Source organism: Demequina phytophila (genome assembly GCF_000971135.1).
GTDB classification, from domain to species: domain Bacteria; phylum Actinomycetota; class Actinomycetes; order Actinomycetales; family Demequinaceae; genus Demequina; species Demequina phytophila.
On the sequence record NZ_BBLW01000006.1, the window covers coordinates 217,736 to 230,777 of the forward strand.

Here is a 13,042-nt window from a genome sequence, read left to right on the forward strand (position 1 = left end):
CGATGCGGGCCTACAGCACCGCGTACCTCAGCAGCACCGTCCCGTCGGAGAACACCCGCTGCTCAAGCAGCTCCAGCCGCAGTCGCACGCCGTCGGGGAGCGCGCGCCGGCCTCCGCCGACCGTCACCGGCGCGACCGCGAGGATGACCTCGTCGACCAGCCCCGCCGCGAGCGCCTGGCCCGCGAGCTCCGGCCCGCCGATGTCGAGGTCGCGGTCCGCGCCCTCCTTCAGCGCCGCGACCTCGGCCGCGTCGAAGTCCCGCACGATCCGCGCCCGCGGAACCCCCGCATCGTCCAGCGTCCGCGAGTAGACCACGGTGTCCGAGTCGATCCAGGCGTCCGCGAAGCGCTGGTACAGCGGCGTGATCGCGGGGTCGGCGGCCATCTCGTGCCAGACCGCCATCACCTGGTGCATCTTGCGGCCGTAGAGGTGGGTGCCGACGGTCGCCTCGAGGTCCGCGAACCAGTCGTGGAGCTCGTCGACGGGCTCGGTGAAGTCGAAGCCCCCGTCGGCGTCCACGTAGTAGCCGTCGAGCGAGCAGTTGATCGCGTAGATGAGCTTGGCCATGGCGCGGGCTCCCTTCCCCGGTCACGGTAACCCGCGGGCAGTCCTAGGGTGGGCTCATGACCCTTCCTCACCTCACGCTCAACGACGGCCACACCCTCCCCGCGGTCGGATTCGGCACGTACCCCCTGGTAGGCGACCAGGGCGGACGTGCGATCCTGTCCGCGCTCGAGAACGGCTACCGGCTGCTCGACTCCGCGGTGAACTACGAGAACGAGGGCATCGTGGGCCGCGCGATGCGCGACTTCCTGCGCGAGTCCGGCGTCCCGCGCGGCGAGGTCACGGTGCAGACCAAGCTGCCCGGCCGCCACCACGGCTTCGAGCGCGCCGTCCAGTCCGGCGAGGAGTCCCGCGCGCGCCTGGGCGTGGACCGGATCGACGTCATGCTCATCCACTGGCCCAACCCGATCACGGGCACGTACAAGGAGGCGTGGCGCGCGCTCGTGGAGCTGCGCGAGCGCGGCGTGGTGCGGTCGATCGGGGTGAGCAATTTCAACGAGCGCCTGCTCGACGAGATCATCGCGGACTCCGGCGTCACCCCCGCCATCAACCAGGTCGAGCTGCACCCCTACTTCCCGCAGACCTCCCTGCTCGCGAAGCACGCCGAGCTCGGGATCGTCACGCAGGCGTGGAGCCCGCTGGGCAAGCGCCAGGCGCCGTACGACGAGCCCGTGGTGGTCGCCGCCGCTTCCCGGCTGGGGGTCACCCCCGCCCAGGTGATCCTGCGCTGGCACCTCGAGCGCGGCTCGCTGCCGCTGCCCAAGTCCGCGACCCCGTCGCGCCAGGTGGAGAACCTGTCCGTCGCCGACTTCTCGCTGCTGCCCGAGGAGGTCGAGGCGATCACCGCGCTCGGTCGCCCGGACGGCCGGCTGTTCGACGGCGACCCCGAGACGCACGAGGAGATGTAGCAGGGACGATGCGCGAGCCGGGTTCTCGTACGAGGCCCGGCCCGCGCATCATGCCCGCTATACGGCGGCCGCGTCCTGCTCCGCCTCCATCCGGGCGTTGAAGTCGCGCTTGCTCGACTGCCAGCCGTCCTCGTTCATGCCGGTGCGCCAGTAGCCCGAGATGGACACCTGCGCGCGCGGGACGCCGAGCTCGTTGAAGAGGTGCCGGCGCAGCGGCTTCACCATGTCGGCGTTGCCGTGCACGAAGGCCTCGACGGCCTCGGGCGCGGCGCCTTCCGGGAGCCCCGCTGCCACGACCGCGCGCGAGAGCGCCTCGCCGTAGCCGTCGCCGGGGCCGCGGTGGACCCAGTGGATGCGCGTGCGCCCGGTGGCGGGAAGCTCCTGCTCCTCCTCCGCGGAGGCGACCTCGAGATAGGCCTCGACCCGCGCATCGTCCCTGGTGGTGCTCAGGTTCTCGAGGGCGGCGGCGATCGCGGGGATCGCCGACTCGTCGCCCACCAGGAGGTGGAGGCTGGCCGTGGGGCTCGGCGCCCAGGCACCGCCGGGGCCCACGAAGCTCAGCGTGTCGCCGGGTCGGGCGGCGGCGGCCCAGGGGCCGGCGAGCCCCTCGTCGCCGTGGATCACGAAGTCGATCGCGAGCTCGCGGGCGCTCATGTCGAGGCTGCGGATCGTGTAGGTGCGCGTCACGTCGCCGAACTTCAGCTTGACGTAGTGGTCCGTGAAGGTGAGGTCCGGGAGCTCGTCGAGGTCTGGGCCGGTGAGCGTGACCCGCACCATGCCGGGCGCGAGGCGCTCCGTGCGGGTCACCGTGAGCGTGCGGGTGGGGCGTGCGGGGCGGCCTTCGGGGCGGCCTCCGGGGCGAGGGTCTGCCATCCCTGCATCGTATGCGGAATCGCACGGGATGATGTCATCGCTGGTATTCGCGGATTTCTAGTTGCCCACATCCCTTTTGTCCTGAATGTCAGACCCCTCTGGTGTGATGGTTCTATGGATGCACCGCACCTGTTCGATGACTCGCCCGGCGGCTCTGGCGCCGGGTTCGCGTCGGCGTGTGTGGATGCTCGGGTGGCGGTGGGGACGATGCGGTCGATGGCTTCCGTCGCCGGGTCGCCTGACGCGGTGGAGCGGTTCGGGGCGGCGGCTCAGGTCGCGGCCGAGATGGATCTGGTCCTCGCACGCATGGCCCGAGACATCGACGTGCAGTCCGATGTACCTGGGGGTGGGCTCGCGAAGCATCACGGCTTCCGCTCCGCGGCGGATCTGGTCGCCTCGACGATGGGTACCCACAAGGCCGAGGCGGTCCGGCTGATCGAGGTCGGACGGGCGCTCGAGGAGAGGGAGCGGGGAGGCACGCCGGATCCGGGTCCTGATCCGGATGAGCCGAATCCTGACGACCCCGATCCGGATGACCCTGAGGACAACGATCCGCCTGACCCGCCGGATCCTCAGCCCACCCCGCAGGCGAAGCCGCAGGTGCGCTACCGCGCGATTGTGACCGAGGCGCTCGACGCCGGGCTGATCTCCGCGAAGTGCGGATCGCAGATCCTCGTCATGCTCGACTCGCTCTGTGACGAGGTGACGGATGAGGCGAAGGAGGAGGCCGCGACCGAGCTGGTGGCACGTGCCCGGGGCTTGGACGCCTTCGCGTTCTCCAAGATCGTGCAACGGTTCAAGGCCGCCCTCGATGTGGAGCAGCATGAGCGCAACGAGGCGCAGAAGCGTCAGGCCCGCTACCTGAAGATCGGGGACAACAGCCGAGGCATGGTCGAGATCCGCGGCGAGCTCGACCCCGAGACCGCCGCGCCGTTGCGTGCTGCGATCGACAAGATGGTCGGCGACCAGATGCGACGCAGCCGCGACATCCCCGGCGAAGACCTCCGCACCAGCGACCAGATGCGTGCCGACGCGCTAGCAGACCTCGCCCGTCACGCCCTGGGCTGCGAGACCACGACCGCGTTGTTCGCCCACGCCAGCGTCGTCGTCCGCGCCACCGCTCAAGATCTCGAATCCGGCACCGGGTTGGCAGAGGTCGACGGCTGCAGCCAGCCGATCAGCATCACCGTCGCGCACCGCATGATCAGCTCCGCCATCCTCATCCCCGCCCTGGTGGGCTCGAAGGGCGAGCTGCTGAAGCTGGGACGGAAGATCTACCCGTTCTCCCGCGCGCAACGCATCGCCCTGGGCGAGCGTGACGGCGGCTGTGCGAAGTGCGGAGCCCCACCGGCCTGGGCGGAGGCCCACCACATCATCTACTGGTCCAGAGGCGGCCCCACCAACCTGTCCAACGGAGCACTTCTTTGCTCCCACTGCCACCACGTCATCCATGATCAAGGCTGGCAGATCCGCGCCACCGACACCGAGATCTGGTTCATCCCACCCGCCACCGTCGACCCGACACGCACCCCCTGGCAAGGCGGCCGAGCACGCTTCGGCACGCCCCGCCCCTGGAACAAGAAGGTCACCACCGACGGCGGCAACGGCAGCCACTCCGGCACCCCGCCCGAATAGCTCACCCGCCCCGCGGCGCCACCCCGTCCCGGGCGGCGCCGCACCAGCACGTCCGGGCACGTCCAGGCACGTGTGGTCGCCACCACCGAGCGCGCCGGCACCACCGCCACCCGGCCACCCCCGGCGGCGCACCGACCCGCGCGACCCGACCCCCGCATCGTCCCGCGCGACCCGACCCCCGCATCGTCCCGCGAACCACCAGGTACACGTGCCGAAGGTCACACCTGCACGCGGTGTCACGCCGATAGGATGGGCACGCCGACGAAGCCGCCCCCACTCCCCACGAAGGAACCCCATGCGCGAGAGCTACGCGAAGGCCGAGCAGATCGTCTCGACCCTGTCCACCGACGAGAAGACCCGCCTGGTCTCGGGCCGGGACGCATGGACCACGGAGGCGCTCGACGAGCACGGCGTGCCGTCCGTCATGCTCACCGACGGCCCCCACGGCGTGCGCAAGCAGACCGGGGCGACCGACCACATCGGCCTCAACGCCTCGGTGCCCGCCACCTGCTTCCCGCCGGCCGTCACGCTCGGCTCCACGTGGGACCCGTCGCTGATCGAGGAGGTGGGCGTCGCGCTCGGCCGCGAGAGCCGCGCCAACGACGTCGCCGTCCTGCTGGGCCCCGGCCTCAACATCAAGCGCCACCCCGCCGGCGGCCGCAACTTCGAGTACTTCTCCGAGGACCCGTTCCTCGCCGGCAAGATGGCCGGCGCCATGGTCCGTGGCATCCAGTCGCAGGGCGTGGGCGCGTGCCTCAAGCACTACGCGGCGAACAACCAGGAGTTCTTCCGCATGTCCGTCGACACCGTGGTGGACGACCGCACCCTGCGCGAGATCTACCTCACCGGCTTCGAGATCGCCGTGAAGGAGTCGCAGCCGTGGACGGTGATGTGCTCCTACAACAAGATCAACGGTGAGCACGCCGACATGAGCCGCACGCTCCTCACCGACATCCTCCGCGACGAGTGGGGCTTCGACGGCCTGGTCATGTCGGACTGGTTCGCGGTGTCCGACCGCGCCCTCGGTATCTGCGCCGGCCTCGACCTCGAGATGCCCGGCAGCAACGGCACCTGGGACGCGGAGATCAAGGACGCGCACGCGAAGGGCCTGCTCACCACCGCGGAGCTCGACCTCGCCGCGACCCGCGTGATCGACCTCGCGCTGCGCAGCCGCAACGATGCCGCCTCGTCCCAGTCGGACCCCGCCACCCACCATGAGCTCGCACGCCGCGCGGCCGCCGCCGGCACCGTGCTCCTCACCAACGACGGCATCCTCCCGCTCGAGCGCACCGGCAGCATCGCCGTGGTGGGCGCCTTCGCGAAGAAGCCCCGCTACCAGGGCGCGGGCTCCTCGCTGGTGAACCCCACGCAGCTCGACACCTTCCTCGAGGCGCTCCGTGCCGCGGTCGGCGACCAGGCCACCGTCCACTACGCCCCCGGCTACGACGCGAAGACCGGCGAGACCGAGGAGGCCCTCCTCGCCGAGGTCCGCGACACCGCACGCAAGGCCGACGTCGTCATCGTCCTCGCCGGCCTGCCGAACTCGTACGAGTCCGAGGGCTTCGACCGCGAGCACCTGCGCCTTCCCGACGGACACATCGCCACCATCGCCGCCGCCACCGAGGCCAACGACCGGACCGTGGTCGCCCTCCTCAACGGCTCCCCGATCGAGATGCCGTGGGTGGACCGCCCCGCCGCGATCGTCGAGGCGTACCTGGGCGGCCAGGCCGGCGGCTCCGCGCTGGCGGACGTCCTCCTGGGCGACGTCGCCCCCGGCGGCCGCCTCGCCGAGTCCTTCCCGGTCTCCGCCTCGGACCTGCCCTCGGACCGCGACTTCGCCCGCCGGCCCACCCAGGTCCAGTACCGCGAGGGCCTCTACGTGGGCTACCGGTTCCACGACGCCTCGGGCGTCGCCGCGCGCTTCCCGTTCGGCCACGGCCTCAGCTACACCGCCTTCGACCACTCCGGCCTCACCGTGCGCAAGGTCAAGGACGGCTACTCCGTCACCGTGACCGTCACCAACGTGGGCCCCCGCGCCGGCGCCGAGGTGGTCCAGGTCTACGTGCGCGATCCCGAGTCGATCGCCTACCGCCCCGAGAAGGAGCTCAAGGGCTTCGCGAAGGTGCACCTCGAGCCCGGCACCTCGGAGAAGGTGACGATCCGTCTCGACCGCCGCGCCTTCGCGGTGTGGGACGTGCGCGCCCAGGAGTGGCGCGTCGAGCCCGGCGAGTTCGAGATCCTGGTCGGCGCCTCCTCCACCGACATCCGCGCCCGCCGCACCGTCACCGTCGCGGAGGGCGAGGCGGTCTTCCCGTCGCACGGGCCGTCCGCGTTCGTCGCGACCGACGACGAGTTCCGCACCATGCTCGGCTCCGAGATCCCCGAGCCCGCCGGCGTGGTGCCCTTCCACCGCGACTCGACCATCGCCGACCTGCGCGAGACCGTGACCGGGCGCACCACTGCGAAGATCCTCACCCAGCAGGCGAGCAAGCAGTTCCAGTCCGACGAGGCCGACGACTCCATGGAGCTCATGCTCGAGGCCTCCCTCAAGGCGGCACCGCTGCGGATGGTCGCCATGGCGAGCGGTGGCAAGCTCACGCTCAAGTACCTCGACCGCATGATCGCCGTGCTCAACGGCACCTCCGCGAAGGCCTGGCGCAACCGCGGCTGAATCCGCGCACCCCGGCGCCCCACGGGGCAAGATGGGTAGCGGGGCGGCCCGAGCCGCCCCGCTACCAGGGGAGGCGCCATGACCAGCACGGGCGGCAGCACCGGCACCAAGGTCCGCGAGCCGATGACGCGCGGTGACCTCGCGCGGTGGGTGTTCTGGCCGTCCGCGGTCCTCATCCTGGGCTTCGTGGCGTTCGCGATGATCGCGCCCAACGCCGCCGAGTCGCTGTTCGACGCGATCCAGCGCGACATCATCAACGCGTTCGGCTGGTACTACGTCCTCATCGCGGCCTTCTTCGTCGCCGTCACCCTCTACCTGGGCTTCTCCCGCTACGGAGACATCACGCTGGGCAAGGACGGCGAGGAGCCCGCCTTCAGCAAGTTCTCCTGGTACGCGCTGCTTTTCGCGGCCGGCATGGGCATCGGCCTCGTCTTCTACGGCGTCGCGGAACCCCTCTCCCACTACGCCGACCCGCGTCCGGGCGTCACCGGCACCGAGACCCAGCTCGCGCAGTCCGCCATGTCGCAGACGTTCCTCCACTGGGGCCTGCACGCCTGGTCCATCTACATCGTCGTGGGTCTCGCGATCGCGTACGCCGTGCATCGTCGCGGGCGCCCGGTGTCGATCCGATGGGCGCTCGAGCCGCTGCTCGGCAAGACCGTCGAGGGCCGCTGGGGCAACGTCATCGACATCACCGCGGTGCTCGGCACGCTGTTCGGCATCGCGACCTCGCTGGGCCTCGGCGTCCTCCAGATCTCTGCGGGCCTGTCCTCCGCCGGCATCGCCGAGCCGACCACCACCACCCAGGTGGTCCTCATCATCATCATCACGATCGTCACGCTCTTCTCCCTGCTCACCGGCCTCGCCCGCGGCATGAAGTGGCTGTCGAACATCAACCTCGCGCTCGCCGGGATCCTCCTGCTGTACGTCCTCTTCAGCGGCCCCACCCTGTTCCTCCTGCGCGAGTTCGTGCAGTCGATCGGCAACTACATCCAGAACTTCGTGGGCCTGAGCTTCAACGTCTCCGCGTACGCGGGCGCCGAGGGCGCCGCCTGGCAGGCCACCTGGACCACCTTCTACTGGGGCTGGTGGATCGCGTGGGCGCCGTTCGTCGGCGTCTTCATCGCGCGCGTCTCCAAGGGCCGCACGGTCCGCGAGTTCGTCTGGGGAGTGCTGCTGGTCCCGGCGATGATCACGTTCCTGTGGTTCGCCGTCATGGGCGGCACGGCGCTGTACCAGGAGCTCTTCGGCAACGGCGGGCTGATCGGCGCGGACGGCAGCATCGACACCGAGGGCGCCTTGTTCGACATGCTCGCCGACCTCCCCGGAGGCGCCGTCGCGAGCTTCGGCGCGATCCTGCTGGTCGGCATCTTCTTCGTCACCTCGTCGGATTCGGGGAGCTTCGTGCTGTCGATGCTCACGTCCGGCGGCCAGGAGACCCCGGCCCGGTGGCTACGAGTGTTCTGGGCCTGCACCACCGCGGCGGTCGCGATCGCGCTCCTCATCTCGGGCGGCCTGCTCGCGCTGCAGACCGCGGCGATCATCACCGCGCTGCCCTTCAGCTTCGTGATGATCGGCATGGTCGTCTCGCTGTTCCGCGCCTTCGAGCGCGAGCATCGGGCCTACCTGCGGGCCACGCGCGAGCAGTTCGTCGAGCACATCGGCGACACCTACGGCCTCGAGGTGCCCGCGGCGGACTCCGCGACGCAGCCACGCCTGCGCATGGCCTGGCGGCGCCGTCGGAGGGACGATGCGACGGCCACCCGGCAGTCCGGCTCACCGGCCGCTCCGGTCGCCGAGGCCGATGGTTCCGCGGAGCCCGCGCCCGAGCAGCACTTCGAGTCGCTTGACACGGACTCGATCGCGATCGCTCACCGCGAGAGCGAGGCGGACCCGGGCGGGGCGGCCGGCGCCGACGACGACGCGAAGGGCACCTGACGCACGCCCGTACGCTTGATCCGTGACGTTCTCGTACGCCCTGGGTCTGCCGCGACAGCTGGTGCTCTCCGTCGTCGCCGTGTCGGCGGTCGAGATCCCTGTCGCGCATCTGCTGCTCGCGCGGTGGAACCCCATGGTGGCGCTGGCGGTCACCGTCCTGTCCATCGTGTTCATCGCGTACGTCTTCGTCGACTGGGTGGCCGCCGTCCGGCGACCGCTCCTGCTCGACCGGGACACCCTCACCCTGCACCGCGGCCTCCGCGCGCCGGTCGAGGTCCCCGTCCGGAGCATCGCCTCCACGCGGGCCGTGCCGTCGAACGACGGCCTGCCCAAGGAGGCCCTCCGCACGGTCTACGCGGGCGAGGCGAACGTGCTCATCACCCTCGAGGACGGCACCGCGCACGCGGTCGCGGCGGACGATCCGGTCGCGCTCATCGCGGCGCTGACCCGGGTGGGCTCGGCGCCGGCCTCCAGCAGCACGCACACCTCGACCTTGCCCTCGGGCCCTTCCGGCCCCATGATCGGCACGTCCAGGTAGTGCTCGTACCAGCACGCGAAGTCCTGCCCCGTGGTGGTGCGGGCGGTCGCCGGCGTGATGCCGGCCTCCGCCCAGGAGTCCATGAGCCCGCGTGAGACCTCGCCGAGGTGCGCGTACGCCCCCGTGAAGCGCGCGATCGAGTAGGTCCCCTCGGGCAGCAGGTCGGGTTCGATGGGCGAGCCTTCGAGGTCGGCGGGATCGACCAGGTGTCCCACCTCGATCGCGAAGTGGCCGTCGCTGCGCGCGGAGACGTAGCGGATGATCGCTCCGCGCGGCGCGATCCCGCGGGACGCGAGCAGCGACGCGACGCGATCGAACTCCTCGCCGACCACGTGCGGCAGCCGCTCCAGCGTGACCTCCATGGGCATCGCGACGTACGCGCGTGCGGGCAGATGCTCGGTGACGTTCATCGGTACTCCGGGTTGGGGTGGTCGAACCGTGCGCCGGCGTCCCACTCCTTACGGGAGTTGCCCCCCGAGGGGAAGCCGCCGCCATCCTTGAGCCAGCGGGCCGTGTGGAGCAGGTTCCACGTCATGAACGTGGTGTTGCGCCGGGTGAAGTCGTTCTCGGGGCCGCCGCTGCCCTCGTCGAGGTAGGAGGGCCCGGGGCCCACCTCGCCGATCCATCCCGCGTCGGCGTTCGGCGGGATCGTGTACCCGAGATGCTGGAGCGAGTACAGGACGTTCATCGCCACGTGCTTGACGCCGTCCTCATTGCCGGTCACCACCACGCCCGCGGTGCGCCCGTAGTAGAGGTACTGGCCGCGCTCGTTGAGCTGGCCTGACAGCCCGTACAGCCGCTCGATCACGCGCGTCGCGATCGACGACTTGTCACCCAGCCACAGTGGCGTCCCGAGCAGCAGGATATCGGCGTCGAGGATGCGGGGCGCGAGCACGGGCCAGTCGTCTCGATCCTGGTTTCCGCCGGGAACGTCCTCGCGCATGTCCGGGTAGACGCCCGGCGCGATGGCGTGGTCGACCGCGCGGATGACGTCCACGCTCACGCCCTGCGCGCGCATGATCGCGATCGCGTTGTCCAGGAGCCCCTGCGTGTGCGACAGCGTGGGCGACGGCTTGAGCGTGCAGTTCACCACGACGGCCGTGAGGTCCGAGAAGTCCGGGGTGCTCATGGCTCCGACGCTACGTCAGGACCGCGCCCCTGTCAGGACGAGCGGACGGTGCCCTCGACGTCGATCGCCTCGTCCCTCAGCCCCACCTCGAAGCGCTGCTTCTCCCGCGTGAGCAGGACCAGCAGGATGCCCCAGAGGCCCGCATCATCGAGCAGGCCGAGCGGACCCAGCACCAGCTCGGGGATCGCGTCGATGGGCCACAGCGTGTACACGACCGCGCCGGCGGCGGCCACCCACGTCATGGGCGCGAGCCGGTGCTGACCGCTCTTCACGGCTTTGAGGAAGGTCCACCACATGGGCCCAGTATGCGCCCTCGCGCCTCAGACGACCTCGCGCAGCACGCCCGTGTGCACGTCGAACACGAACCCACGGACCTGGGTGGCGTCGACCAGGAACGGGCTGCGGCGCAGACGTTCCATCGACTGACGCAGGTCCGCGTCGAGGTCCTTGAACGACTCGGGGCTCCACGCGGGCTTGAGCCCGGTCTCGTCGAGGAGCTGGTTGCGCAGCTCATCGTCGGTGAAGGTGAGCGCGCCGCAGTCGGTGTGGTGGATGAGGATGATCTCGCGGGTGCCGAGCTTGCGCTGGGAGATCACGAGCGAGCGGATCATGTCGTCGGTGATGACGCCCCCGGCGTTCCGCATGATGTGCGCGTCGCCGACCTCGAGCCCGAGCAGCGCGAACACGTCGAGGCGCGAGTCCATGCACGCGACCACGGCGAGCTGACGGCGCGGCGGCAGCGGACGGTCGGGCGTGTAGGTGGTGGCGTACGTGCGGTTGTTGGCGACAAGCTCGTCTGCGATGCCCACGGCGGGCTCCTTCCGGGGAGGGGTTCCGGCCCAGCCTATTGCGGGCCGGCCGCCGGGGTTGCCACGATGAACCCATGCCACGCGTCCTCGTCACCGGTGCGGCCCAGGGTCTGGGCTCGGAGATCGGTCGACGCCTGTGCGACCTCGGCTACGAGGTCGTGGTCCATGGCCGGGACGCCGCGCGCACCGATGTCGCGCTGGCCGCGGTGCCGGGCGCGATGGGCGGGGTCACCGGCAGGCTCGACTCCCTCGCGTCGACCCGCCTGCTGGCGGACGATGCACGGGGCCGGGGCCCGTACGACGTGATCGTGCACAACGCCGCCCTGGGCGGCGAGCAGGCCCGCCCGGTCGCCACCGAGGACGGCCTCGACCCGCTGCTGCAGGTCAACGTGGTCGCGCCGTACCTGCTGAGCGCGCTGCTCAGCGTGCCGCGCCGCACGGTCTTCGTGGGCTCCGACTCCGCCTTCCACGGACGTCCCCTGGTCGACCTCGAGGTGCCGCCTCCGTGGAACGGGGGCCAGGTGTACGCGGACTCGAAGCTGCTGCTCACGATGCTCGCGTTCGAGCTCGCGGCGCGTCACACCGACCGCCCCGTCAACGTGGTCCACCCCGGCTGGGTGCGCACCCGCATGGGCGGACCGCTGGCGGCGCTGCCGGTGTCCGATGGAGCGGACACCCCCGTGTGGCTGGTCACCTCCGACGAGGCGGTCGCACGCCGGGGCGGGCAGTACGTCCATCGACGGCGCGCCGAGCCGCCCCCCGCGGCGGCCCTCGATCCGGTCGCGCGTGCCGCACTCATCGGGCGGCTCGCCGAGGTGACCGGCGAACACCTGCACTGACGCCCCTAGGATTCGGTTATGACACCCGCGCGCGCCTCGATGAGCGACGTGGCACGCCTCGCAGGCGTGTCCGGTCAGACCGTGTCGCGCGTAGCCAACGGATCGCTCAACGTGAGCGATGACACCCGCAAGCGCGTGCTCGCCGCCATGGAGTCCGTCGGGTACACCCCGAACACCGCCGCACGCGCGCTCCGCAGCGGCACCTTCGACACGATCGGCGTGATCGCGCACCGGCTTGCCCGGACGGGCGAGTCGAGCATCGTCGAGGCGGTGGTCGCGGCCGCCCGCGACTCCGGACACACGGTCACGCTGCTCGACATCGACTCGACGGACCACGAGGAGATGGCCGAGGCCGCGTCGCGCCTGTCCCATCAGGCCATCGACGGCCTCATCATCATCCGTGCGGAGATCGAGGACGCCGGAAGGCTGGCTCTCCCCGCGGGTCTGCCCGTCGTCGTGTCCGACGCGACCTTCGGCGGACGGCTCCCCATGATCGGCTCGGACCACGCGGGAGGTGCCCGCGCGGCGGTCGAGCATCTGCTCGAGCTGGGGCATCGCACGGTGCACCACGTCACCGGTCCCGCGGACTCGATCCCGTCGCGCGCCCGCCTCGCCGCGTGGCGAGGGGTGCTGCGGGAGAACGGGATCGTGCCGCCGGAGCCGATCCTCGGTGACTGGACCGCGGCCTCCGGCTACGCGGCCGCCGCGCTCGTTCCCGAGGAGGCGACCGCGGTGTTCTGCGCGAACGACGAGATGGCGGCGGGCCTCATGCTCGCGTGCGCCGCGTCGGGACGGAGGATCCCCGACGACCTCTCCGTCGTGGGCTTCGACGACATCCCGCTCGCCGGCTTCCTGTCACCGCCGCTCACGACGGTGCATCAACCCTTCGCCGAGCTGGGCCGACGGCTGGTCGAGGAGGTCCTCGCGCGGATCGCGCGACGGGCCCCGGTCGCGAACGTGCTAGGCGAGCCCGCGGAGTTCGTGCCGTGCACGCTGGTGGTGCGCGAGTCCACCGCCCCTCCGCGCGGCTGACTCCGACGCCCCGCCCTCGCCGTCGCTGTCGCTGTCGCTGTCGAGCGGCGTCGTCCCTGGTATACGACAAGAGGCCCCACCGTGTGGTGGGGCCTCTTGTGAAAG

At 71.0% G+C, this 13,042-nt stretch carries 12 protein-coding genes; 6 read left to right on the plus strand and 6 right to left on the minus strand.

The features are described from left to right. Window positions 1–10 precede the first annotated feature (10 nt). Window positions 11–568: a dihydrofolate reductase family protein gene (locus AOM01_RS10705; RefSeq protein ID WP_062293085.1), complete on the minus strand. Its 558-nt coding sequence runs from the start codon at window positions 566–568 to the stop codon at window positions 11–13. A gap of 56 nt (window positions 569–624) precedes the next feature. On the opposite strand from AOM01_RS10705, the gene AOM01_RS10710 reads away from it, so the two are divergent. Continuing rightward, window positions 625–1,473: an aldo/keto reductase gene (locus AOM01_RS10710; RefSeq protein WP_062293089.1), complete on the plus strand. Its 849-nt coding sequence runs from the start codon at window positions 625–627 to the stop codon at window positions 1,471–1,473. A gap of 57 nt (window positions 1,474–1,530) precedes the next feature. On the opposite strand, the gene AOM01_RS10715 is transcribed toward AOM01_RS10710, so the two are convergent. Then, on the minus strand, window positions 1,531–2,346 hold the full coding sequence (locus tag AOM01_RS10715; RefSeq protein WP_062293093.1) for a siderophore-interacting protein: 816 nt from the start codon (window positions 2,344–2,346) through the stop codon (window positions 1,531–1,533). A 216-nt stretch (window positions 2,347–2,562) separates the two neighbouring features. Between AOM01_RS10715 and AOM01_RS10720 the strand changes: the two genes are divergently transcribed. From AOM01_RS10720 to AOM01_RS10730, 3 genes are all read left to right on the plus strand, one after another. Continuing rightward, on the plus strand, window positions 2,563–3,981 hold the full coding sequence (locus tag AOM01_RS10720; protein ID WP_169746550.1) for an HNH endonuclease: 1,419 nt from the start codon (window positions 2,563–2,565) through the stop codon (window positions 3,979–3,981). A 295-nt stretch (window positions 3,982–4,276) separates the two neighbouring features. Continuing rightward, on the plus strand, window positions 4,277–6,652 hold the full coding sequence (locus AOM01_RS10725) for a glycoside hydrolase family 3 C-terminal domain-containing protein (RefSeq protein WP_062293098.1): 2,376 nt from the start codon (window positions 4,277–4,279) through the stop codon (window positions 6,650–6,652). A gap of 78 nt (window positions 6,653–6,730) precedes the next feature. Further along, the gene (locus tag AOM01_RS10730) at window positions 6,731–8,590 is read left to right on the plus strand and encodes a BCCT family transporter (RefSeq protein ID WP_082110188.1); all 1,860 of its coding nucleotides are present in this window, start codon (window positions 6,731–6,733) and stop codon (window positions 8,588–8,590) included. Between the two features lie 351 nt (window positions 8,591–8,941). Here AOM01_RS10730 and AOM01_RS10735 read toward each other — a convergent pair whose 3' ends face one another. The 4 genes from AOM01_RS10735 to AOM01_RS10750 are packed head-to-tail and all read right to left on the minus strand — an operon-like array spanning window position 8,942 to window position 11,066. Further along, window positions 8,942–9,538: a GyrI-like domain-containing protein gene (locus AOM01_RS10735; RefSeq protein WP_062293101.1), complete on the minus strand. Its 597-nt coding sequence runs from the start codon at window positions 9,536–9,538 to the stop codon at window positions 8,942–8,944. Further along, entirely contained in the window at window positions 9,535–10,257 is a 723-nt protein-coding gene (locus AOM01_RS10740; RefSeq protein WP_062293104.1) for a flavodoxin family protein, read from the minus strand. Before AOM01_RS10740 ends, AOM01_RS10735 begins: the two co-directional genes overlap by 4 nt. 32 nt (window positions 10,258–10,289) lie before the next feature. Continuing rightward, window positions 10,290–10,553: a DUF1232 domain-containing protein gene (locus tag AOM01_RS10745; RefSeq protein WP_062293106.1), complete on the minus strand. Its 264-nt coding sequence runs from the start codon at window positions 10,551–10,553 to the stop codon at window positions 10,290–10,292. A gap of 24 nt (window positions 10,554–10,577) precedes the next feature. Then, window positions 10,578–11,066: a beta-class carbonic anhydrase gene (locus tag AOM01_RS10750; RefSeq protein ID WP_062293109.1), complete on the minus strand. Its 489-nt coding sequence runs from the start codon at window positions 11,064–11,066 to the stop codon at window positions 10,578–10,580. 74 nt (window positions 11,067–11,140) lie between these two features. Between AOM01_RS10750 and AOM01_RS10755 the strand changes: the two genes are divergently transcribed. Then, entirely contained in the window at window positions 11,141–11,905 is a 765-nt protein-coding gene (locus AOM01_RS10755) for an SDR family NAD(P)-dependent oxidoreductase (RefSeq protein ID WP_062293111.1), read from the plus strand. Between the two features lie 18 nt (window positions 11,906–11,923). Next, window positions 11,924–12,937: a LacI family DNA-binding transcriptional regulator gene (locus AOM01_RS10760; RefSeq protein ID WP_062293114.1), complete on the plus strand. Its 1,014-nt coding sequence runs from the start codon at window positions 11,924–11,926 to the stop codon at window positions 12,935–12,937. The last annotated feature ends 105 nt before the right edge of the window (window positions 12,938–13,042 follow it).